Genomic DNA, 20,140 nt, shown 5'->3' with positions numbered 1-20,140 from the left:
ATCAACTGGTCGAGCATCTGTAACAGCAGCCCGGCTGGCGACATGTCCCAGGTATGAGCCCACCACAGTCCGCCCGCGAGGCGAGCTTCTCCGAACTGTACGAACGCGATTACGTCAGCGTCGTCAGATTCCTGAGACGTCGCACTGACCCCGAGCGCGCCGCCGACCTCGCGCACGAGGCGTTCCTGATCGCCTGGCGCCGGCACGACACCGCGCCATCAGAGGACGAGGCCGCGCGGGCGTGGCTATTCACCATCGCCCGGAACTGTCTCCTCAACGACCTCCGCAGTCAGCAGCGCACCACCGCGCTCACGATCCGGGTCGCCGCCACCACCGACGCGGCCGCGCGGTCACCGGAGGACGCGATCGCGACCCGACTCGACCTCTACCAGGCGTGGCAGCAGCTCAAACCGCAGCACCAGGAAGCGATCGCGCTGACGGCCTGGGAAGGACTCGACTCCCCCTCCGCGGCCGGAGTGCTCGGCATCACCGCCGTCGCCTTCCGACTCCGACTTTACCGAGCACGCACCGCACTTCGGGCACTGCTCGATCCCCCTTCGCACCAGCACCACGCCGACTCGCCCGCCTTGGAGGCATTATGACCACGCCCGAACTCCTCGCCACGAAAGACCTCGACCCGGCCGCCCACTACGAGCTCGACGGCCCGGCCCACGAAGCCGCCGCAGCGCGGCTCCAGATGATCCTCCACAGCGACCCGGTGGCCGCTCGAGAGCCCGCCGCTCGGCGCCCTCGGGGATGGCAGTTCATCCTTCCCGCAGGGCTCGCGGCCGCAGCACTGGGAGTCGCTCTCGCCGTCCTGCCGTCCGGTGTCGACTCCCGCGCGTACGCCTCGTGGACGTCGACCGCGGAGATCGCCAGCACGTCCGACCTGACCGTCGCCGGCGCTGCGTGTGCGTCAGGTGACGCGCAGCAGCTCGGGCAGCCAGCGATCGGGGAACGGCGCGGCGACTGGGTCATGCTCTCCTACACGACGCCCAGCCAGCGAGCATGCCTCATCGAGATCCCGGCCGGGACGAGCACTGCCGGAAGGGCGCTCATCAGTTCCACTGGAAGCGAGGGCGGCTTCACTCCGCTCGCCGACGAATACACGCAGGGCGGCATCAGCCAGTTCACCGGCGAGAACCTCCCGCCCGCCGCCTTCACCAGCGGCGACGTCGGCTCGGACGTGACCGGGCTCACCATCCGCACCGGCGACGGCACGAGCGTCATCGCCACGATCACAGACGGCCACTGGGCCGCGTGGTGGCCCGGAACCGGCCTCACCGAGGGAGGCGAGACTGGCCGCGGCGGACCGGAGCCGACCTTCACCGTCACGCTCACCCTCCGCGACGGAAACACCATCACCGACGCCAGGGAATCCTTCAACCAGCCCTAGCCGGCGCGTGAATCTCCGCGGCCGACGTTAAGAACGAGCCTCGGCCGGACACGTCGGTAGTGACGAGCAATCACCGAGGGGGAACGGGCATGGACGATCTGGACGATCTGGTGCGACGAGCTGCGCCGCCGGCGCTGGGCGAGGATCCGGCGGCCGCCGACGCCGCGCGCGGCATTGCCCGGGCAGTGGCCGAGAGGCGTCCGCCCCGACGTTCGTGGTTCCGCTCAGGAGTCGGAGCGACGGTTCTGGCGATCGGACTGGTCGGAGTCGGAACCACGGCCGCCGTCGCAGGGCCGTCGCTGCTGCAATGGGTCGGCTGGACTCCGGACGTCGCCGTGCAGCGCACGTTCGAGCTCACCGAGGGTGCCGACATCGGGACCTGCGCAGTCGTCGCCCGCATCCAACCGGAGTACGGCGGCGGGCTCTCCGACGAGGAGACCGACGAGCTGACCGAGAGGGCTCGCGAGTTCCTCGCGCAGCACGACTGGGATCCGGTCATTGCCCGTGTCACTCCGGAGGCCATCGAGGCGGCCCTGGCGTCGAATCAGGCGGGGATCGATGAGGCGAACGCTGCGGCGGAAGCCGCCGGCCGCCCGGCAGACATTCCTGACGCGACCCCTGGGGTGATCGCCAGCTCTCTCATGGGCGACGAGATCCGGGATGTGCTCGAGGAGGCCGGCTACTTCACGACCAGCACCTCCATCGAGATGGCGGGACAGTGCGACAGCGATTCCCCCGGGACTACCGAGTGATCGCGCGACGACGCCGGTCCGACCAGGACGCGGCGCTCGAGAGCCTCCACGCCGCGAACGCAGCGGATCTGCTCAGCTACTTCGGCCGACGAGTCACCGTTCCCGCTGACGCCGCTGACCTTCTCAGTGAGACCTTCATCGTCGCTTGGCGACGCATCGAGCAGCTGCCCGCCGACCCCGAGCGAGCACGCATGTGGCTCTTCGGAGTCGCCCGCCGAGTCCACTCGAACGCTGCACGAGGAGCCATCCGACACGACGACCTCACGCAGAAACTCCGCCAGCACTTCGACGCCCACCGAACCGATCCCGTCGGCGCGGACACCCTCGACATCTGCACAGCCCTCGACGCCCTCCCGGAGAATCAATCCGAACTGATCCGGCTCATCCTCTGGGACGGCTTCACCCTCCCCGAAGCCGCGACAATCCTCGGGATCAGCGAATCGACAGCACGCGGCCGACACCAACGAGCCAAACTCCGACTTCAAGCCGTCCTCCGACCACGCGAACACCATCGAGGTCCCACCAATGACTGAGCAAGCAACGAACGTCGGTACCGGTTTGCGGGCGGCGACTTCAGCATCCGATGGATCTGTGAACGCGTTCATCGGCTGGACCGCCGCCGGCGTGGTCACTGTGCTCGCCGCCCTGGTTCTGATGTTCAGCAGCTTCATGGTGGCTCTGGGGATCACGGACGCGGATCCATCCGAGGGAGCCATCGCGATCGGCGCCGGCGGTGTAGGTGTCATCATCTGGATCGTCGTTGCCGCTGTCGGAGGTTACGTCGCTCCCCGGAGGCTCTCGCGTCGTCCTGTTCTCGTCGCGTGGCTTCCAGCTGTGGTGAGTGCCCTCTGGTGCGGGATCGCTATCGGCCTGTTTCCCGTCCTGCTCGAGAACGTCGTCTTTCCGATGTCGTTGACCCCCGTGCCGATGAGCCAGCCGCTCCTTTTCCAAGCGTTGATTCTTACGGCCGGTGCCATCCCGGCTGGAGCGGGGTTGCTGGTGATCGATCTCGTGTCGCGCGTGATCAGAGCGCGCCGGGGCCGAGTCGCGACGCATACGAGAGGTGATGCGCCTGACGTCGGGAGTCAGAGCTCCTCGTGATCCATGGCGAGAGAGGACTGGACATCAACTAGATGAGGCACGGCGTCGGCTCAGCGCCCAGACCAGCGCGCCCGCGAGGAGCACCGCGCAGGTCAGCCCGGCGACGTGCAGGACGAGCGAGAGCGTCCCGTTCTCGGGGAGCAGGAAGCCGTAGGGCACCCACCCGTCGGTCGCTCCGCGGACGAGCACGACGACGACCCAGACGATCGGGTAGGGCAGGACCACCCACAGCCGTCGCCAGGAGAGCGGTCCGCGGTCGGCGATGACGATCCAGTCGAGGAGGACGAGGGCGGGGAGCGCCACGTGCAGGACGGCGCTGACCCAGGGCGGGGCCGTGCCGGTACCGGGGACGAGGGTGTTGTAGATCACGGCGACGACGATCAGGTAGGCCGTCGCCGCGCCGCGGACGTAGCTCAGCCACACCGGCGTCGGACGGCGGGCGAGCGCGACCGATCCGGCGACGATGAGCACCGCGCTCGCGAGGAGGCTGGTCTGGTTCGTGAAGTAGCCGAAGTAGTCGAACGGATTCGGGTCGCCGGCCACGATGCTCAGCGCGTAGGTGTGGAGGATCACCGCGACCGCGGCTGCACCGACCGCGATGCGCACTACACCCACGAAAGGGCGGGTCGGTGCCGGGGAACTCATCGGGTCAGCCTAGGAGCCGTTGGGCTTCCTGCTGGCCCGCGACAGACGCTCCCCTTCCCGAACCGTGCTGAGCATTTCAGGCCGAGACGCGACCACGAGGAAAGCGGTGACGTCGCTTAACCTGAGCCGGTGGGGACGTTCTCGAAAGTGCGCAGCACGGTCGCGGTCGCAGCATGCCTAGTGGTCATGACGGGATGCACGGCGCAGCCTGCACCACCGACTCCGCCACCGGCGACGAACACCGAAGACGGCTCCACCTCTCCACTGACCGGCGACCTAGGCGTAGCGACCTTCACCGGGAACGACGGGACAACCGGCGCCGTCCAGTTGAGCGCGGCGGACGGCCGGCTGGCCCTGACATCCGACGAGCTCGTCATCCCCACCGCGTCTTCCGGTTCCGTAGCGGTCATGGGAGCGCTCGATCCGATCGACGCGGATACCACCTGTTTCGACGTCGATTTCCCGATGCGTCTCGCGGACGCGGAGTCAGGGAAGCCCTACAAAGCGTGGCGGAACCTCGCAGAGTTCCATGGCGACCCGACAGCGATCAATCAACTCGTTCTCACGACCCGCCCGCAGGACGACCCCGACTGCTCAACCAAAATCCTCGCCATCGCTGACGTCCAGTGGAACGTGGAGCCGCAGCGCAGCACCCTCGTGGCCCGGGACGCCGGCCCACGTGCAGCAGCGCGTGGCGAGGTGTCATCCACGGACGGAGTGCCGACGTCGTACACGGTCGCTCGCAACGACCTCGCAGAGGACGTCGCGGCACGATTCGGCATGACGGCCGATGACCTGTTCTACCTCAACCCGTTCCGCTTCCCTTCGGACGAGATTCTGCGCGTCGGTGAAGAGCTGAACCTCACTGTCGCGGCGCGATGACCTCCCCCCGCGGGTACTCGATACCGGGCCTGGCGTTCCGGCTCTTGATCAATCCTTCGGAGTGCAGTGCATGATGTCCCGATGAACGTTGGAGAGCCCCCGCAACCGAGTGCAGCGACGCCCATCGTTCTCGCCTTGGTCTTCGGCGGTCTTGCAGCCGCCCTGGGAGCCGTAGCCTCCATTTACATGTGGGACCCGAGCGAGACGTGCAGGACCCGCGGCGGAGGCAGCCTGACGGGAGAGGGGTTCCTCTGGAACCCGCTGTGCTCAGATGGTTCAACCGTTCAGCCGATATGGATGACGTTGTCGACTGCTGCGGCGTTGATCGTGGCCGTGACATGCGTCGTCATTGCGGCCAGCCGTCAAGTTGAACGTGACGGACAGGAAATTGCGTCGCCCGACGTTCTGCACGACTACTCGCGCCAAACCCTGCCGGAGGACAACGGGCTCCGCAAGCTGGGCGATGAGTGGTGAGAGATGGCAACTCCGGGGGGGGGCACCCTCCCGATGAGCGTTAGACAGTCTCCTCGGCCGGATCACGCGATCCCCCTCGTTTTCGCCGTGATCTTCACCGTTTTCGCCGCCGCTCTCGGGTTGATGTCCTCTCTCTACATGTGGGATCCGGCAGAGGCGTGCGAGGTTCGTGGAAGCTACTCCAGCTCCGAGAGCTTCCTGTGGAATCCGCTGTGCGTGGACGGTTCGGCTGTCCAACCGCTGTGGATGACGGTGGCTGGCGCTGCCGCATTGATCGGTGCCGGCGTCTGCGTCGTCCTCGCGATCGCTTTTCGAGTGCTCAACCACGAGCGGGAAGTCCCGCCGCCCGTCGTCTCGCACTGGGAGTGAGCAGTCAAAGGTAGATTCGCCGGATGAAGACGACTCGGACCTCCCACTCGACTCTCGCCCTGCTGCTCGCCGTTCCGGTGTTCGCGCTCGTCGGTTGCGCCGGTTCGACGGCGGGGGCTCCGGCATCGACGTCGGCCGCCGCGCCGGCGTCGACCGCGACCGCCGCCCCGACGTCCGCCCCCGCTACTCCGGCGGCGACCGCGACTGCGGGTGCGGCGGCGGCTGGTCCGGTGTGGCCGGCGGACCCGTGCCGGGACACGCAGCTCACGGTCACGGTGGAGGACCGGCCCGAGCTTTCCGGGGCGGGCCAGGAAGGGTTCGCGATCGTGCTCACGAACGCCTCGGATCAGGCGTGCTCGTACTTCGGGTGGCCGGGCGTTCTGATGCTCGGTGCCGATGGGACGCAGCTCACCACCGCCGGCACGTCGGGTGCGGAAGCGTTCCCGGGGGCTCTCGCTCCGGGTGAGTCGGCGCAGGCGGAGGGCCAGCTCTCGGCGGTCGGCGCATACGACTGCACGCCGACGACCGCGACGACTGTCCGGGTGCTCGTCACCTCGGACGGCGCCGGACCGGGAATCGACACGCCCTCCGATTTCCAGGTCTGTGGCGGGGACGGTCGGAGTGACTTCACGACCGGGCCGCTCACGCCGGCGTCCTGACTCTTCTAGAGTCGCGGCTGCGGTCATGGACGGGCTCGAGGGTGGAGACAGCTTCGTGCTGTTCCTGGTTCTAGGTGCCCTTCCCTTCCTCCTTCTGGTCGCCGTGGTTTCGGTCGTCACGATCGGCATCCTTCAATGGATCGGAGGGCGGGGGCGGCCCCGTCCGTAGACTGAGTGCAACCACCCCTTCGGCACGGCGCCGACCGGAACTCAAATGAGTAAATGAAGCAATGAGCACATGGGTGTGGAGTTGATCGCTTTGTGGCGGCAGTCTTTGATCGCTCCTTGACGTCGCGCTACGCGTGCGTCGGATCACCGAGGATTTCAGCGAGTCAGGAATTTCGCGAGAAACGTGCAGTAAATCACTGTGAGCTGGTGCAGATCGCTTACCACGACGTGTTCATCGATCTGATGGATTGTGCTGCTGATGAGGCCGAATTCGGCGACCTCGCCATAGTGGGCGATGAATCGCGCATCGGAAGTTCCTCCGCCGGTATCCAACGAGGGAGTTCGCCCGGTCACGGATGTTACCGCCTCGGATAACAGCGCGACGTGGCTCGATCCAGCAGTGATGAAGGGGTCGCCACTTACCTCGACTAAGAGGGTGAAGTCGGTTGCGAACTCTTCTGCCGCCCGGCGGATCAAGCCCTCGAGGCTCTCGGCTGAATGAAGGTCGTTAAAGCGAATGTTCAGATGCGCGGTTGCTTCGGCGGGCACCATGTTGTTCGCCGCATTGCCGACGTCGATCGTGGTGATCTGGAGACTCGACGGCTCGAAGCACTCGGACCCCTCGTCGAGTGGTGTTGTGGCGAGTCGGTTGAGAACGCGGATGAGGCGGTGCACCGGGTTGTCGACGAGGTGGGGGTAGGCAACGTGCCCCTGGAACCCGCGCACCGTCAGGTTGGCGTTAAGGCTTCCGCGCCGTCCGATCTTGATCACGTCGCCGATCCGCTCCGGGTTCGTCGCTTCGCCGACAAGGGTGAAGTCCGGCATGTCGCCGCGATCGGCGAGCCACTCGAGCACACGCACGGTGCCACCCGTGGCCGGCCCCTCTTCGTCTCCGGTGATCAGGAGGCTGACCGACCCAAGGTCGAGCACTTCGGGCTGCGTCTGCGAGACCGCTGCGAGGAAAGCGGCGATGGCGCCCTTCATATCGCTGGCACCTCGACCGATGATCGTCCCGTCGCGGAGTGTCGCATCGAAGGGGTCGGAGCTCCACTCGTTAGAGCCTGGGGGAACGACATCGGTGTGACCGGCGAAGCACAGGTGCGGTCCGTCGATTCCTCGGCGGGCGTAGAGATTCGGGGTGCCATCGAAGTCCAGCCGATGAACGATGAAGCCAAGGCTCTCAAGTACGCCTGCCACGACATCGAGGGCTCCGTCGTCGCTCGGGGTGACCGAAGCACATCGGATCAAAGACTGCGTGAGCGCGACGGGGTCCACGGGAGCGAAACTATTCGGCACGGAGACACCGTACCTGCAACATCAACTGCATCTCGGAAAACAACAGCTTTCTGAGACGCCCGGTCGGCATCGCTGTCGCGGTGTCGGGTCCGCGCGATTCCGAGGTCGCAGATGTCTCGAAAATGCGTCTCAACAGAAACCGTCTCAGGGTCATGACTGCGAGGAGTTTGTGAGTCACACTGGTCGAGTGAGACTTCTTGGTTACACCCGCGTGAGCACATCGAGTCAGGATGCGCAGTTGCAGCTCGACGCGCTGGTGGCTGTCGGCGTTCAAAAGCGCGACGTGTTCGCTGATGTCACCTCCGGGAGCAAGACCGCGATCGAGCGCCGAGGGATGAAGAAGCTCCTCGAGCATGCAGAGTCCGGTGACACCGTGGTCGTGTGGCGAGTTGATCGGCTTGGCCGCTCCTTGATGGACGTCCTGAACACGGTGAACCTGCTGCGTGACCGCGGCATCCACGTCCGGTCTATCTCTGATGGCATCGATCCGGCGACGTCGACGGGCCGGCTGATGCTCCACATGCTGGCCACCCTCGCCGAGTACGAGCGCGAACTGATCGTCGAGCGGGTGAATGCGGGGATCGCAGCGGCGCGGCAGAACGGCACACGCTTCGGCCGCCCACTGTCCGATCCTGCAGTAATCGCCGACAAGCTCGCCATCGCCTCCGATGCTCGAGCGAAGGGCCGCACCGCCGAAGACGCAGCACGACTCGTTGGCTGGAGTCGCGCCACCCTCTACCGTCACCAGCAAGCCCTCGCCGGCCGCGAGAGCACCGCCATGTAGCAAATGCCATGGACGGTGACGAGCGGTGGCGAATTCTCCGACTTCACGTCGAAGATCAGATACCCCTCGCCGCCCTCGCACGAGACATCGGCATCGGCCTCCGCACACTACAGCGCTGGCATCAGCTCTACCGAGAAAGCGGCGTCACTGCTCTCGATCCGCACCAGCGATCGGACGCTGGTGTACGTCGAACGCCGCCTGAGCTCGTGGCGTTCATCGAACGACTGGCTTTGAGCAGGCCGCGACCAGCGCTGACCACGCTGCACCGCCTAGCAAGCGCTGAAGCAGATCATCATGGCCTGTCGGCGCCGAGCTACGCCACCGTCAGGGAAATCGTGCAAGCTCTAGACCCGGCGCTCGTAACACTCGCGTTGGAAGGACCGGCCGCCTATCGAGACAAGCACGAGCTGGTGTTTCGCCGACGCGCCGAACGTCCCAACCACATGTGGCAGGCGGATCACACCGAACTCGACATCCTCATCATGGGCACCGGGGGCGCGCCCGATCGGCCGTGGCTGACGATCGTGATGGACGACTATTCGCGCGCGATCTGCGGCTACATCGTCTTCGCCGGGGCACCGTCCGCGATGAACACAGCACTTGCTCTCCGTCAGGCGATCTGGAGAAAGCCCGACCCGACGTAGGCTATGTGCGGGATACCTGACGTTCTCCACGTCGACCACGGCTCCGACTTCACCAGCCACCACCTCGAGCGCACCGCCATCGAGCTGCGCATCCGCATCATCCATTCCATCGTCGGCAGACCCCAGGGCTGCGGCAAGATCGAACGCTTCTTCCGCACCATCAACACCGAACTCCTCGCTACCCTCCCGGGGCACCTCGGGCCCGGCAGCAGAAGCCCCCACCCAGTACTTGATCTGGCGGCCCTCGACCAGGCGATCGGCGCCTTCGTCAGGACCTACAACGAGCGCGCATCGCGAGCTCGAAGCCTCTCCGCGAGACGCATGGGTTGCTGACGGCTGGCTCCCGCGTATGCCTGACGGCCTCGAACAGCTCGATGGGCTTCTTCTCACTGTTCCGAAGAATCGCGTCGTGCAGCGCGATGGCGTTCACTTCCAGGGCCAGCGCTACCTCGCCCCGACGCTCGCACCCTTCGTCGGGCACACCGTCACGATTCGATATGACCCACGTGACGTCTCAGAGATCCGGGTCTACGACCGCGACACCTTCGTCTGTGTTGCCGTCGACGAAGCTCACCCCAACCTCCGACTCAGCCTCCGCGACATCGAAGCCGCCCGCCGCGCCCGCCGACGACAACTCCGGCACGTCATCAACGACCGCATTCCCACCGCCACCGTCCGGGAGGAGCCGCACAGCGTCGCGCCCGTTCCCCATCGGCGCCGGCTACGCACCTATGAAGAGGACGAGTGATGAACCAGGCCTTCATCGTGACCAAAGAGCACCGACGCTTCACCGAGTTCGCCAACGCCGTCCGCAAGGAACGAACCATCGGCATCTGTCACGGTGATGCTGGTGTCGGCAAGACCAACTCCGCCCACCGCTATGCGAACTGGGACGCTCTCGAGCCCTACATCAACGAATGGGGCCCGCGAGGAGATCACGACGCCAAGCACTACGCCCTCGCCAACCGATCCCGCACCGTGTTCTACACACCCGAAGTACTCTGCCGACCCAAAGACCTCATGCACGACATCGACCATTGGCAAATCAAAGTCGGCCTCTGCGCCGACGAACATCTGCGCTCCCTCGAACCTGACCCGCCTTTCAAAGCACGACCAGTGGCTCACCTCGTCGAGCTACTCATCATCGACGAAGCCGAACGACTCACACCCACCGCACTCGAGCTGCTCCGCGACCGACACGACCGCGAACACCTCTCCATAATTCTGATCGGCATGCCCGGCATCGACCAACGCTTCCGCCACTACCCGCAGCTCTACAGCCGCCTCGGCTTCTCCCACCATTACCGCGCCCTCGGTCGCGACGAACTCCTCTTCGTCCTCGACCGCCACTGGAAGCGCCTCGGCCGCACCCTCGACCCCGACGACTTCACCGACGCCCAAGCCATCGCCTCCATCGAACGCATCACCCGCGGCAACTTCCGCCTACTCGAACGACTCTTTCCGCAGATTGCCCGCGTGCTCAAGATCAACGACCTCGAAACCATTACCGACGACGTCATCGAAGCCGCTGCCAGCATCCTCGTCATCGGCAACCAGCGCCACGCAACGATCAAGAGACGCCGCCACTTAGCGATCAACTCCACAAACGCGGCGCGCCGAGCAGTGTTGTCCTATAACTTGTCACTCATTCTACGACTCGTGAAAGGGTCGGGTTCGGGGTTCTGTGACGACCGATGCTAGGCGAGGGACGATGATCTCCGTGACTTCGCTGGTGCCATTACCGGGTTTTGATTCCCAGGCCCACGTCTCCTTCATTCGAAGCAGCCCAGTTGGGTCGAGAACAATCTCGGAGACGCAGGATCCCGTCGAGGTCTCGCCGTCCTCGTTGAGCTGGCAGTAGCGGAACGCCACCGTGTCACCGGTTCGAGTGCCGACAAGGAATCCCCGCCGGACTGCGCCGCCGGCGTAGGTGGCCCACACCTCGCCGTCCGCTTCGTGGTAGTCGAAGACAGTCTCAGGTCCTACTTCGCCGCCGACTGTGTCGCGGACAGCCGCGAAGCGGTAACCGTCAAGAGAGGGCAATGAGCTCGATGCGTTCATAGGAAAAGACTAGGGACGAAGTGACGGCAACTCCGGGGCAGGGGATCTACCGCGTCCAGTGCAACATCTCCGGCGAGGAAGATCATGCGCGAGCCGGCGGGAACTGTCGCGGCGTACGCATACTGCGCTGCGCCGGAGAGGCTGTTGGAGCGGATGAGGCTCACTACTGGCGTCACGCTCCGCTGTCGTCGGCCCAACGAGTCTTCCACGGCCGGGCACCAGATCGGCCCGGTGAACCATCCCGATACGGGACGGTGCCGGCCCCGCCTGCCGGTTGCAAGTAGACAAAGGCGCGGTCTTGAGTACGGTGGCGCCGTGAAACGAACAGGCGAGGGAATGGCGGGACGGCATTGCGCCGCTACGGCGCTCATTGCTGCTGGCGCACTGATGCTCGCCGCGTACTCAGGTTCACCAGCTCCGGAGGGTGATCCGATCCGGGCAGCTCGCGCGTTGCGCGACGCGCCGCTGATCGTGCAGGAAGGCAACGCTGCCGACACCTGCGGAGAGTTCGTGCTTGATCAAACCGAGCTCGTGCCCATCAACGCGGTCGCATGCCTCGACACGGCAGCAGCAGCGGGCGAGGAGGCGGAGCTCGCCTGAAGTTCTCTCACGGATGAAGGGGATCCCGTCGTCTCTTTCGCCTACACGGCACCCTGGAACGCAGGGATCGTCTTCTCTCTGACAAACGAATGCAACTCCTACGCGGATGATCACGGTTGGACCACCGGCCTCTGCCCGGACGCAACCACCGCAACCTCCGATTTCAGCCCCGAGACGTGCCCCGGTCCTGTGGAGGGATGAGTCCACGCGGACGACGAAGATGGCCCGCTCAACCATCCCCTTACGGAACACATGATCGTGGAGTGCTGAACGTTCTGATTCATGGCGTGTTCACCGACGTGCCGGACCATGATGCTCATGGATGCACGAGAACTGGCATGGGGCATTCTGGCGTGGCCTGCCGTTGCGGTCCTTGCGCTGCTGCGAACCGCGGGCAGCTGGGATGTATCGGGCGGGTCCGCAGCAGGGCTCATCGCGGGCACGGCAGCTGCGTTCACTGTCGCGGGCGCACTCCTATGGCTTCCCTCGAGTCTCTGGCTCGACCGGCGGACACTCCGCTTCCCGCGCGTCGGGCAGGCGGCCGCGTTCCTGGGCCTGGGACTCGCGATCGGCGCCGCCGCCTCCACCGCACTGGTACTCGCGTCGGGAAACGCGACCTGGCCCTCCTCCGCGGGCCTCATCACGGAATACGCAGTCACGGCAGGAATCGCTTCCCTCCTCGGCTGGCTCCTCGCCGCCACCCTTCGTGCGAAGAAGCTGCCGATCGTTCAGACGGCCGCGAATCGCGTGAACCGCTGAATGATCCGGGTCGTCGATCGATCAGCGTGCCAGCAGCAGTCCGGCCAAGCCGATGACGACCGGCACCACGGCAAAGGCCAGGAAGAGGTAGGAGAGCACGAGTCCCACCGTCGACTCCCAGCGAGGACCGACGTGTCGTCGCGCCTGATGACCGACGAGGACGCCGGCCAGCGGGAGAAGGTACTGCAGCGTGGTCGCGACTCCGATGACCAGGGGATCGCCCACCCACAGGTGGGCCACCGCCAGGTATCCGACGGCGTAGGACACGACGGCGAGAACGCCCAGCACGAACGCAGCCCGCGTCCACCCTCGTCCGCTCCGCCGCGCGGTACCCGTCTCCTTCGTCACACTCATACCTCCACTGTACGAATCGCTCCTCGCGCACGCCCGCCCCTCGGAGCATGTGCCGGTCCTTCGCCCGACGTCTCGTTCGGTGACACGACCACGCCTCGGCGAGCTGCTGTCCAGCGTCAGCCGGCGAGCCGGCGTCCACAACGAGGACGCGACTCGGATTCGGAACATGTCCGATGGCTGCCTCGATAGCCTCAGCGCATGAAGATCCGAGCCGGTTCGCCTGACGATCGCGGGCCCTGCATCGACCTCTGGCTGGAGGCACTCAGAGCACGAGACGGATGCAGTCAGGACGACGCGGTCGCCGAGAGGGCTCGAGCGAAGTTCCACCGGCCTCTCGTTCGGTTCGCCGTCATCGGCTCGGATCCCCTCGGGTTCGCTCTCACCGTCGACACGGGCGATGGTCCGGGCCGACACAGTGCGCTGCTCGAACTGCTCGCCGTCGCACCGAGCGAGACAGGGCGCGGGCTCGGCCGGACACTGCTCGACGACGCGGTCCAGTCCGCCTCTCAGCTCGGCTACCTCGTCCTGAAGCTGCACGTCCGCGCCGGAAACGATCGGGCGGAAGGGCTTTACAAGGCGTCCGGCTTCGAGCCTCACGGGGATCCCGCGCCGCATCCGCTCGGTGGTCATCCGATGATCGAGTACGCGCGGACTCTGACTCACGTCAGCAACTGAGGACCTCCGGCCACCGATCCGCGTACGGGCCACCTCGCGCGACCGGATCACATGCGCACTCAACGCTGGTCGAGCGGTCGGGTCATGGCAACCTCATCCCATGAGCGTGAGCGACGGACAGGCCTGTGCCCCACGGGACCTCGACGTGCTCACCGACCGGCTCCGACTGTGCCGGCCCGCCGAGACCGACCTGGACGAGCTGTTCCGCCTCTACACCGATCCGCGGATCGCGGAAGAGGATCCGCTCCTCCTCCATCTCTCCGCCGATCAGACCCGGGCCGTGATCGCGTATCGAAGGACCCAGTGGACACGGGACGGACTCAGCAGCTGGGTGATCCGCCGGCGCGACTCCCCCATCGACAGCCGTGATCTGATCGGAATGGGTGGATGCACTCTGCTCTCCGATGCAGCCTGGAATGTGGCGTTCACCCTCCACCCCGACCACTGGAGCAAGGGCTACGCGCAGGAGGTCGCCCTCGCCGGCATCGAACTCGCCCACCGCCTCCGACCGGAGCTGCCCGTCACCGCGGTCGTCGCAGAACGCAACGCACGCTCCCGCCGCACCATCGAGCGACTCGGCCTCGCGCTCAGATGGGAGGGTCCGGACGCGCACAGCCCAGACCCGACCGCACGAGTCGTGCTCTTCGCCGACCGCCAGCTCTCCGCTGAACAGGTCCGCCGGCTCACCGGCTGAACCCGATCGCCGATCGGCTCATCCGCCAGCTCAGCGAGAGCTCCCCTCACGGGCAGCGAGTCGGCACCGCCGGTGAGCATGGCGATCCTCCGCTGCGGGAACTGCAAGCGAAGCCGACCTGTCGGTCCACCAGCCGGCGCCTCCCCCTCCCCGCTCCTCGATCCCCGACCGCAGGGCAACGAGACACGACGACGCTGCGCTCGGGAGTCCACCGGCAACTCCTTGAAGGGGCACGGCCGTCCGTCGCCGGACGGATTCACGTCCACCTCTTGTTCATTCCGGCTTCGTTGTCCAGCGCCGTCGGCTGCCCTAGCGTTCGGCAGGTGGACACCAGGAGATCGACCTCGACCGGCTCTAGCTCCGTTGTGTCCTGGGTCGCTCTCGCGTCAACCGGCGTCGCCGCCGCAACACTCTGGATCGCGGACGCCGTCTGGTACGGGATCCCCGAGTCGGGTGGCCCGGGAGTCAGTCTGCTCTTCATCGGCGGATGGGGTCTTCTCACGTGCGCCGCCCTGCTCACGGTCGGCGTGCTCATCCATCTGGCGCCCTCCGCGCTGAGCCGCCACGGAAAACGCCCCGTCGAGTTCGTGCTGCCGAGCGCCGCACTCGTCCTCATCGCGGGGATCCTGCTCGCGCATCCGCTGGCGGGCAGCGCTTTCGCCTGACCCTCACCGGCATCGACCCTCGAAAATGTCTCGGCGCCTCCGGGCCCTCTCGTCAACGGGCTCTGGTGGCTTCACAATTACAGCGAGGGGTGCAACCGTTCGGGTCGGTGCACCCCTCGCTGCCGGTTGGCCGAACGCGCGCCAACCTCGAACGACCAGCAGCCAGGGATCGCCGATCGAGCGGTCACAGCCTAGATTTTCTAGACGGTCTAACTAAGTCCCCTTTCCGGGTGAGGTGGATCGTGCAGGCGATGCTGGTGCTTCGGCTGACCGCGGGCGCCGAGTTGGGAGCGGAGCGATCCGATTTCGAGGTCGATCACTCCTGGTACGGGTCGAAGCGGTGGGCGGGGCGGGGTGCGGTGGTCGTGGTGGTCATGGTCGGGCCTTCCTGTGCAGCAGTGGGAGAAGAGGAGGGGCGGGGACCGGCGCGAGCCGGTCCCCGCCGGGTGGGCTAGCTGAGCCCTGCGGCGTCGGTGGGGGTGCTGTCGCCGGTGACGACCTGCTCGACCGGGGAGAGCGCGTATGCCCAGGCCGCGAGCTGGCGGAAGTGCTCGGCCGTGCGCTTGTCGCCGCGGCGCCAGGACTCCTTGCTCGTGTGCGCCTCCTGGCCTCCGAGCACGACGGCCAGCGCGACCAGGCGGGCCTTCGCGGGGTTCGCCTCGACCAGCGCTGCGAGAGCGTCGACGCGGTAGCCGGAGGGGCGCTCGATGCGCAGCAACGCGTGCGCGAGGTCGCTGCCGTTGCTCATCCCCGACGACACCGCGAACCGGTGAGCGGTGAGGCCCAGGGCGATGACGCGATCCGCGTCCTTGGGGAGGGTCTTGCGGGCGAGGAACGTCGCGATCCACTCGCGGCGCACCTTCTCGGCCGCCTTCCACGCCTTGTTGTTGGCGATGAGCACCTTCCGCTCCGCGGACTTCTCGGCATGCTCCTCCTCGGCCTCCTCCTCGGTCTGCGGCTGCTCGGGGGCTCCGTAGGCGTAGGTGAATCCGGCGCGGCGGTCGGGTCCTGAACCAGGAGCGTGACCTCGACCTCGCCGCGCCAGCTGGTGTCGATGAGCACTCCGCGGCCGGGAGCGGCGGCGACCTGCTCAGGGGTGACGCTCTTCCCGTCCTCGCCGCGCAGCTGCCGGATCGGCGTCCACGTCGCCTGGTCGCCGTAGGCGTCGGAGCGGGTGAGGATCTGGAAGACGTTGCCGGTGTACTCGGCGGCGGTCGCCGCGAGGAGCCCCTGGTGCGCGGCCTCGTCGCGGAGGGTCTGCGCGGTGTGCTCGAACCGGGCCGGGTCATGGGTGGCGACCTCGATCAGGTTCGCGCGGGCGTCGGCGTCGTCCTCGAACTCCAACAGCACCGCCGCCTGGTCCAGGGTCAGCTCGTGCTCGTGCAGAACGGACGTGACGGTCGCGGACTCCGCGACCGCAAGCCCCTTCTTCACCGCGTCGGTCTTGGTGCCGGTGCGCTTGGCGATCGCTGCGGCGGACACGCCCTCGAACGCGAGCTGCGCCCACGCGGCGGTGCGGTCCGCGACGCTCAGCTCGGCGCGCTGGTCGTTCTCGATGATCTGCTGAACGATCCGGTACTTCCGGGCCGCCAGCAATCAGTCAGGTGGACGAGCCGGTCGTCAGGCCGGCCCCCTACGCGCACCAGTCGCGCGAGCGCCCGTTGACGCTGCGCGCGGTGTCGCCGGTGCCGAGGTCGACGAGCACGGTCGAGGTCGCGCTGAAGCCCGGCTCGCCCGGGTAGTCGTCCGGCCGACCCTCGACCGAGACGGTCTCGACGGCGAGGTACTGCCCGTTCGGCGAGAGGCAGACGCCGCGGATGCGCCCCGTCGGCGAGGTGCGGAACACCTCCGAGGTGCCGGACGCGTCGACGCGGACGACGGAGTACTGGGTCGCCCCCGTCTCCGGCGCGTACTCGGCCTCGAGCTCGACGTAGCTCCCGGAGTCGAGGAGCAGGATCTGCACGGGCGACGCGGTCGCGCTCACGTCCGCCGGCGGGAGGGCGAGCGTCTCGACCGAGCCGTCGGCCAGGTCGATCAGCGAGCCCGACTCCGGATCGGCGACCACGAGCCGGTTCGCGCCGGGCACGAATCCGCGCAGCTCCGCGTGCTGCCCGAGCGGGCTGATCGAGCCGGGCGTCAGCAGGTCGAGCAGGAGCACCGTGTCGTCGAGCGAGTGGGTGACGACGGAGGTGGTGCCGGGCACGAACATCCAGTCGCGCGCCCGCAGCGGCCCGCCGTCGATCCCGACCACGGGGACCGCCTCGGCCTTCTGGTCGGTGAGGTCGTAGGAGTAGAGGGCGCGGTCGAGCGGGCCCGACGGCGCCTGCCCGGTGAAGGTCCAGCCGAGCACGCCCTTCTCGGGCGAGGAGTGCAGCTCGCGCACGGTCCCGGGGCCGGGCAGCGGAATGACGCCCTCGGAGCCGGTGTCGAGCGTGACCGTGCGGAGGAGGTTCGTGTCGTCCGGCTCGATGGTCACGACGACCAGCACCGGGCCGACGACGGCGTAGTCCTGGATCCGGTCGGCCGTGACGAGGACCCGGGCGTCGCCTCCGGAGAGCGGGCGGACGCGGACGGCGTCGGGCTGCGAGGGGTCGTCGGCGGTGCGATCAAGGGTGAAGAGGTCGGGGTCCTTCGTGGTGAAGGAGGCGGAGACGTCGGCGGCCGAGCCGGTCGCGGCGCTGCGGGCGTCGTCGATCCCGATCTCGTAGCGGGTGGCGTAGCGGAGGGTGTCGGTGAAGGTGACGGTGAGCACGCCGCCGTCGAGCTCGGCGGTGTGCGGGGCGTCCGGAGCGACGCGGACGCGGTCGAGAGCGTCGGGCTCGAGCGCCTGGTCGAGGTGCAGGCGGGCTCGGGAGCCGTCGCGCTCGACGACGCCGTCGGTGCTGACCTCGAGGGAGGCGACCCGGGGCCCCTTCGCGACGGTGGCGGCGGTCAGGCCTCCGACCGCGAGGACGAGCACCGCGACGACCGCCCAGAACAGGCGGGGGAAGCGGGAGGCGCCTGCGGAGTCGAGGCCGGGAGCGCCGCCATCGTCCCGTCGCCCGCTCTGCGCCGACGTGCCGGGCTCGAGAGACGCGCCGTCCTCCGGAGACGCGCCGTCCTCCGGAGACGCGCCGCGCTCAGTAGACATACGGCATCGCCGGCTCGTCGATCGGAGTGACCGCCTCCGGCTCCAGCACGACCGCCTCGGCGCTGGTGACGCTCGGGTTCGCGCCGAAGCCGCCGCTCGCCTCCAGCCACTGCCCCTCCGACCAGGTGTCGGCCCAGCCGGCCTGGTAGACCGGCACGCCCACCGGCTGCGCGTCCACCGCGCAGCAGGTGACGACGAAGCGGGCGATGTAGAAGACGTTCTCGGGGTCGGAGGCGTCGGGGGTCACGAATCCGCTCACCGTCGCCGTGCGGCCGGCGAGGAACTGCTCGCTCGCGCCCTGACGCAGCAGGGTCGCCCAGTCGCGCACGCTGAACGAGGCCGTGTCGCCGGTGGGCGCCGCAGCGGTCACGGAGGCGTCGACGGCGCTGGTGTTGACCTCGCGCTGCGTCGCGGTCGAGGCGGTGAGGGCGGCCGGCGGGAGCACGAGCAGGGCGACGGCGGCGGAGGCGATCACCGCGACTCCGGCCGCGACCGCGACCACCCGGCGCCAGGGGCGGGCGGGCACGGGGGCGTGGAGGTGCTCGACGTCGTCCTCGTGCTCGTGGGCGTCCTCCTCGGCGCCCGGCACGACCGCGAACGCCGCGATCAGCAGCACTCCTGCGATCACCGCGAGCACCACCGAGAACTCGAAGTAGCGGGGGTGGATGTAGAGGCCGAGTCGGCCGGTCGCCGCGAGCCACAAAGTCGAGACGACGCCGATCAGGCTGAGGACGACGCCCTTCCAGCGGGCGAGGAGGCGCTCAGAGCGCATAGTTCACCGCCAGTCCCAGCGCGGCGGCGGCGAGGGCGACCAGCACGGTGACGCGCACCAGCGTCGCGGCCGAGAACGTGGTGCGCAGCAGCGCGAGCATCTTGACGTCGATCATCGGACCGAAGACGAGGAACGCGATGATGCCTCCCGGCAGGAACGTGGAGCCGAACGAGAGCACGAAGAACGCGTCGACGTTCGAGCAGATCGAGATGACGAAGGCGAGCACCATCAGCGCCAGCACCGACCAGAGCGGGTCGCCGCCGAGCGTGGTCAGCACGTCGCGCGAGACGCCGACCTGGATCAGCCCCGCGATGGCGGCGCCGACGAACAGCGCCGGCATCATCGCCCCGGTCTCCTCGGCGAACAGCAGCACGCTGCGCCGGGAGCGGTCGCGGAGGGAGCGGGAGGGCCGCTCGCCCGCCTCGCAGGCAGCGCGGAAGCGGTCGGTGAGCAGGCTCATCGGCTCGGAGTGGCGGCTGAAGATCCAGCCGACGAGGTTCGCGATCGCGAAGCCGCCGACGATGCGCCAGACGAGGATCCCGTCGGCCCAGCCGAAGGCCTGGTAGGTCGTGACGATGGTGATCGGATTCACGATCGGCGCGGCGAGCAGGAACGTCATCGACTCCGACACCGAGAGGCCCTTGACGATCAGCCCGCGCGCGAGCGGCACGTTGCCGCACTCGCAGACCGGGAGGAGCACGCCGAGCAGCGAGATCACGAGCCGCCGCGGGAGCGCCCGCTTGGGCAGGATCCTCAGCAGCACGGCCTCGGGCACCCACAGCTGCACCGCGATCGAGAGGACGATGCCGAGGAACACGAACGGCAGCGACTCGATGACGACGCTGATCGAGAGGGTGAGGAAGTCGCGCATCGCGTCCGAGAGGGCGTCGCCCGCCGCGTCCGGGGCGAGCAGGCGCGTCGCCACGAGGACGGCGACCAGGGCGAGCCCGAGGAGCGGCCCGCGCCGCGACCGCCGGGCGCCCGGGGACGCGCGGGTCGGGGCGGCGAGCGCGGATTCGGGGGACATCCCGACCCATCGTAGGCGGGGGTCCTGCGCGGGCCGGCGCGGGGCGCGGCTGCGACGTACCCGGCGAGTGTGAGCCCGGCCCCGCGAGGTCCGGCCGACCGCGAGTGTCCGATGGTCGTCGCACTCGCGCTCGAGTGCGACGACTTCTGGACACTCGATGCGAGGGCGGGCGCCGAGGGTCGCGGGAGGCGGGCGCGGCACTCGCGCAGAAGCCCTCCGGGTGCAGGATGAGC

At 67.7% G+C, this 20,140-nt stretch carries 28 protein-coding genes and 1 pseudogene; 21 read left to right on the top strand and 8 right to left on the bottom strand.

All coding sequences use genetic code 11. The features are described 5' to 3' along the window. Positions 1-53: 53 nt before the first annotated feature. The 5 genes from C5C44_RS14120 (at position 54) to C5C44_RS14100 (ending at position 3,249) form a co-directional block, all read left to right on the top strand. On the top strand, positions 54-602 hold the full coding sequence (locus C5C44_RS14120) for an RNA polymerase sigma factor (protein ID WP_104336059.1): 549 nt from the start codon (positions 54-56) through the stop codon (positions 600-602). Next, positions 599-1,396, top strand: coding sequence for a hypothetical protein (locus C5C44_RS14115; protein ID WP_104336058.1), 798 nt, complete (start codon positions 599-601; stop codon positions 1,394-1,396). Before C5C44_RS14120 ends, C5C44_RS14115 begins: the two co-directional genes overlap by 4 nt. A gap of 89 nt (positions 1,397-1,485) precedes the next feature. Beyond that, entirely contained in the window at positions 1,486-2,148 is a 663-nt protein-coding gene (locus tag C5C44_RS16780; protein ID WP_104340471.1) for a hypothetical protein, read from the top strand. Beyond that, a complete protein-coding gene (locus tag C5C44_RS14105; protein ID WP_181132853.1) occupies positions 2,145-2,681 on the top strand; it encodes an RNA polymerase sigma factor in 537 nt (178 codons plus the stop codon). Before C5C44_RS16780 ends, C5C44_RS14105 begins: the two co-directional genes overlap by 4 nt. A 58-nt stretch (positions 2,682-2,739) precedes the next feature. Further along, on the top strand, positions 2,740-3,249 hold the full coding sequence (locus tag C5C44_RS14100; protein WP_104336056.1) for a hypothetical protein: 510 nt from the start codon (positions 2,740-2,742) through the stop codon (positions 3,247-3,249). Between the two features lie 24 nt (positions 3,250-3,273). Here the strand turns inward: C5C44_RS14100 and C5C44_RS14095 are convergent, their stop codons facing one another. Continuing rightward, a complete protein-coding gene (locus C5C44_RS14095) occupies positions 3,274-3,855 on the bottom strand; it encodes a Pr6Pr family membrane protein (protein WP_258066750.1) in 582 nt (193 codons plus the stop codon). A 168-nt stretch (positions 3,856-4,023) separates the two neighbouring features. Between C5C44_RS14095 and C5C44_RS14090 the strand changes: the two genes are divergently transcribed. From C5C44_RS14090 to C5C44_RS14080, 4 genes are all read left to right on the top strand, one after another. Beyond that, positions 4,024-4,776, top strand: coding sequence for a LysM domain-containing protein (locus tag C5C44_RS14090; RefSeq protein WP_104336054.1), 753 nt, complete (start codon positions 4,024-4,026; stop codon positions 4,774-4,776). Between the two features lie 297 nt (positions 4,777-5,073). Next, positions 5,074-5,250, top strand: a complete 177-nt coding sequence (locus C5C44_RS17120) for a hypothetical protein (RefSeq protein WP_181027276.1) — start codon at positions 5,074-5,076, stop codon at positions 5,248-5,250. A gap of 87 nt (positions 5,251-5,337) precedes the next feature. Then, positions 5,338-5,619, top strand: a complete 282-nt coding sequence (locus C5C44_RS14085; RefSeq protein WP_104223367.1) for a hypothetical protein — start codon at positions 5,338-5,340, stop codon at positions 5,617-5,619. Positions 5,620-5,642: 23 nt separating this feature from the next. Next, positions 5,643-6,278 (top strand): DUF4232 domain-containing protein, encoded by a 636-nt coding sequence (locus tag C5C44_RS14080; protein ID WP_104336052.1) that lies wholly within the window; start codon positions 5,643-5,645, stop codon positions 6,276-6,278. 324 nt (positions 6,279-6,602) lie between these two features. Here C5C44_RS14080 and dapE read toward each other — a convergent pair whose 3' ends face one another. Beyond that, positions 6,603-7,721 carry a succinyl-diaminopimelate desuccinylase gene (dapE, locus tag C5C44_RS14075; protein ID WP_219814942.1) on the bottom strand — a complete coding sequence of 373 codons (1,119 nt, stop codon included), beginning with the start codon at positions 7,719-7,721 and terminating at the stop codon, positions 6,603-6,605. 208 nt (positions 7,722-7,929) lie between these two features. Here dapE and C5C44_RS14070 point away from each other — a divergent pair, with 208 nt between their 5' ends. The 5 genes and pseudogenes from C5C44_RS14070 to C5C44_RS14060 all read left to right on the top strand — a co-directional run. Further along, complete coding sequence (locus C5C44_RS14070; RefSeq protein ID WP_104336051.1) at positions 7,930-8,526, top strand: recombinase family protein; 597 nt, start codon at positions 7,930-7,932, stop codon at positions 8,524-8,526. Between the two features lie 8 nt (positions 8,527-8,534). Then, positions 8,535-9,170 carry a helix-turn-helix domain-containing protein gene (locus C5C44_RS17470; protein ID WP_308471043.1) on the top strand — a complete coding sequence of 212 codons (636 nt, stop codon included), beginning with the start codon at positions 8,535-8,537 and terminating at the stop codon, positions 9,168-9,170. A 3-nt stretch (positions 9,171-9,173) separates the two neighbouring features. Beyond that, a complete protein-coding gene (locus C5C44_RS17465; protein WP_308471042.1) occupies positions 9,174-9,503 on the top strand; it encodes a hypothetical protein in 330 nt (109 codons plus the stop codon). 16 nt (positions 9,504-9,519) lie between these two features. Continuing rightward, positions 9,520-9,918, top strand: a complete 399-nt coding sequence (locus C5C44_RS17460) for a Mu transposase C-terminal domain-containing protein (protein ID WP_308471041.1) — start codon at positions 9,520-9,522, stop codon at positions 9,916-9,918. Then, a pseudogene (locus tag C5C44_RS14060) lies at positions 9,918-10,724 on the top strand (AAA family ATPase); the annotation flags it as partial. The gene C5C44_RS17460 and the pseudogene C5C44_RS14060, both read left to right, overlap by 1 nt. 96 nt (positions 10,725-10,820) lie before the next feature. Here C5C44_RS14060 and C5C44_RS14055 read toward each other — a convergent pair. Then, entirely contained in the window at positions 10,821-11,231 is a 411-nt protein-coding gene (locus C5C44_RS14055; RefSeq protein ID WP_104223373.1) for a hypothetical protein, read from the bottom strand. A 315-nt stretch (positions 11,232-11,546) separates the two neighbouring features. Between C5C44_RS14055 and C5C44_RS16775 the strand changes: the two genes are divergently transcribed. Both C5C44_RS16775 and C5C44_RS14045 read left to right on the top strand, forming a co-directional pair. Continuing rightward, positions 11,547-11,831, top strand: a complete 285-nt coding sequence (locus C5C44_RS16775; RefSeq protein WP_146084351.1) for a hypothetical protein — start codon at positions 11,547-11,549, stop codon at positions 11,829-11,831. A 318-nt stretch (positions 11,832-12,149) separates the two neighbouring features. Then, a complete protein-coding gene (locus C5C44_RS14045; protein WP_146084350.1) occupies positions 12,150-12,590 on the top strand; it encodes a hypothetical protein in 441 nt (146 codons plus the stop codon). A gap of 21 nt (positions 12,591-12,611) precedes the next feature. Here the strand turns inward: C5C44_RS14045 and C5C44_RS14040 are convergent, their stop codons facing one another. After that, positions 12,612-12,944 (bottom strand): hypothetical protein, encoded by a 333-nt coding sequence (locus C5C44_RS14040; RefSeq protein WP_146084349.1) that lies wholly within the window; start codon positions 12,942-12,944, stop codon positions 12,612-12,614. A 198-nt stretch (positions 12,945-13,142) separates the two neighbouring features. Here C5C44_RS14040 and C5C44_RS14035 point away from each other — a divergent pair, with 198 nt between their 5' ends. The 3 genes from C5C44_RS14035 (at position 13,143) to C5C44_RS14025 (ending at position 14,978) form a co-directional block, all read left to right on the top strand. Then, complete coding sequence (locus C5C44_RS14035; protein ID WP_104223376.1) at positions 13,143-13,619, top strand: GNAT family N-acetyltransferase; 477 nt, start codon at positions 13,143-13,145, stop codon at positions 13,617-13,619. A gap of 100 nt (positions 13,620-13,719) precedes the next feature. Continuing rightward, complete coding sequence (locus C5C44_RS14030; protein WP_104234066.1) at positions 13,720-14,313, top strand: GNAT family N-acetyltransferase; 594 nt, start codon at positions 13,720-13,722, stop codon at positions 14,311-14,313. Between the two features lie 365 nt (positions 14,314-14,678). Next, positions 14,679-14,978 carry a hypothetical protein gene (locus C5C44_RS14025; protein ID WP_104223378.1) on the top strand — a complete coding sequence of 100 codons (300 nt, stop codon included), beginning with the start codon at positions 14,679-14,681 and terminating at the stop codon, positions 14,976-14,978. 451 nt (positions 14,979-15,429) lie between these two features. Here C5C44_RS14025 and C5C44_RS14020 read toward each other — a convergent pair whose 3' ends face one another. Continuing rightward, on the bottom strand, positions 15,430-15,879 hold the full coding sequence (locus C5C44_RS14020) for a hypothetical protein (RefSeq protein ID WP_104336048.1): 450 nt from the start codon (positions 15,877-15,879) through the stop codon (positions 15,430-15,432). A 120-nt stretch (positions 15,880-15,999) separates the two neighbouring features. Here C5C44_RS14020 and C5C44_RS17115 point away from each other — a divergent pair, with 120 nt between their 5' ends. Together C5C44_RS17115 and C5C44_RS14015 are read left to right on the top strand one after the other, a co-directional pair. Then, positions 16,000-16,140, top strand: a complete 141-nt coding sequence (locus C5C44_RS17115; protein ID WP_181132851.1) for a hypothetical protein — start codon at positions 16,000-16,002, stop codon at positions 16,138-16,140. A 71-nt stretch (positions 16,141-16,211) separates the two neighbouring features. Next, positions 16,212-16,643: a hypothetical protein gene (locus C5C44_RS14015; protein ID WP_146084348.1), complete on the top strand. Its 432-nt coding sequence runs from the start codon at positions 16,212-16,214 to the stop codon at positions 16,641-16,643. Here C5C44_RS14015 and C5C44_RS14010 read toward each other — a convergent pair. From C5C44_RS14010 to C5C44_RS14000, 3 genes are read right to left on the bottom strand one after another with little or no spacing between them, the layout of a single operon-like run. Beyond that, positions 16,612-18,108, bottom strand: a complete 1,497-nt coding sequence (locus C5C44_RS14010; RefSeq protein WP_104336046.1) for a hypothetical protein — start codon at positions 18,106-18,108, stop codon at positions 16,612-16,614. The genes C5C44_RS14015 and C5C44_RS14010 overlap by 32 nt on opposite strands. Next, positions 18,098-18,880: a TIGR03943 family putative permease subunit gene (locus C5C44_RS14005; protein ID WP_104336045.1), complete on the bottom strand. Its 783-nt coding sequence runs from the start codon at positions 18,878-18,880 to the stop codon at positions 18,098-18,100. The genes C5C44_RS14010 and C5C44_RS14005 overlap by 11 nt, the downstream gene beginning before the upstream one ends. Then, positions 18,870-19,907 carry a permease gene (locus C5C44_RS14000; protein WP_104336044.1) on the bottom strand — a complete coding sequence of 346 codons (1,038 nt, stop codon included), beginning with the start codon at positions 19,905-19,907 and terminating at the stop codon, positions 18,870-18,872. Before C5C44_RS14000 ends, C5C44_RS14005 begins: the two co-directional genes overlap by 11 nt. Positions 19,908-20,140 lie beyond the last annotated feature (233 nt).

The organism is Rathayibacter sp. AY1F6, assembly GCF_002932035.1.
Lineage (GTDB): Bacteria > Actinomycetota > Actinomycetes > Actinomycetales > Microbacteriaceae > Rathayibacter.
The sequence above is the reverse complement of the archived record's forward strand: the minus strand, read 5'-3'. Positions and strand labels throughout refer to the sequence as shown.

Bases quoted from the DNA above. Each gene is read 5' to 3' on its own strand.
- C5C44_RS14120 (WP_104336059.1), top strand. From the start codon at position 54: ATGAGCCCACCACAGTCCGCCCGCGAGGCGAGCTTCTCCGAACTGTAC.
- C5C44_RS14115 (WP_104336058.1), top strand. From the start codon at position 599: ATGACCACGCCCGAACTCCTCGCCACGAAAGACCTCGACCCGGCCGCC.
- C5C44_RS16780 (WP_104340471.1), top strand. From the start codon at position 1,486: ATGGACGATCTGGACGATCTGGTGCGACGAGCTGCGCCGCCGGCGCTG.
- C5C44_RS17120 (WP_181027276.1), top strand. From the start codon at position 5,074: ATGACGTTGTCGACTGCTGCGGCGTTGATCGTGGCCGTGACATGCGTC.
- C5C44_RS14080 (WP_104336052.1), top strand. From the start codon at position 5,643: ATGAAGACGACTCGGACCTCCCACTCGACTCTCGCCCTGCTGCTCGCC.
- C5C44_RS17470 (WP_308471043.1), top strand. From the start codon at position 8,535: ATGGACGGTGACGAGCGGTGGCGAATTCTCCGACTTCACGTCGAAGAT.
- C5C44_RS17465 (WP_308471042.1), top strand. From the start codon at position 9,174: ATGTGCGGGATACCTGACGTTCTCCACGTCGACCACGGCTCCGACTTC.
- C5C44_RS17460 (WP_308471041.1), top strand. From the start codon at position 9,520: ATGCCTGACGGCCTCGAACAGCTCGATGGGCTTCTTCTCACTGTTCCG.
- C5C44_RS14055 (WP_104223373.1), bottom strand. From the start codon at position 11,231: ATGAACGCATCGAGCTCATTGCCCTCTCTTGACGGTTACCGCTTCGCG.
- C5C44_RS14045 (WP_146084350.1), top strand. From the start codon at position 12,150: ATGGATGCACGAGAACTGGCATGGGGCATTCTGGCGTGGCCTGCCGTT.
- C5C44_RS14040 (WP_146084349.1), bottom strand. From the start codon at position 12,944: ATGAGTGTGACGAAGGAGACGGGTACCGCGCGGCGGAGCGGACGAGGG.
- C5C44_RS14035 (WP_104223376.1), top strand. From the start codon at position 13,143: ATGAAGATCCGAGCCGGTTCGCCTGACGATCGCGGGCCCTGCATCGAC.
- C5C44_RS14030 (WP_104234066.1), top strand. From the start codon at position 13,720: ATGAGCGTGAGCGACGGACAGGCCTGTGCCCCACGGGACCTCGACGTG.
- C5C44_RS14010 (WP_104336046.1), bottom strand. From the start codon at position 18,108: ATGTCTACTGAGCGCGGCGCGTCTCCGGAGGACGGCGCGTCTCCGGAG.
- C5C44_RS14005 (WP_104336045.1), bottom strand. From the start codon at position 18,880: ATGCGCTCTGAGCGCCTCCTCGCCCGCTGGAAGGGCGTCGTCCTCAGC.
- C5C44_RS14000 (WP_104336044.1), bottom strand. From the start codon at position 19,907: ATGTCCCCCGAATCCGCGCTCGCCGCCCCGACCCGCGCGTCCCCGGGC.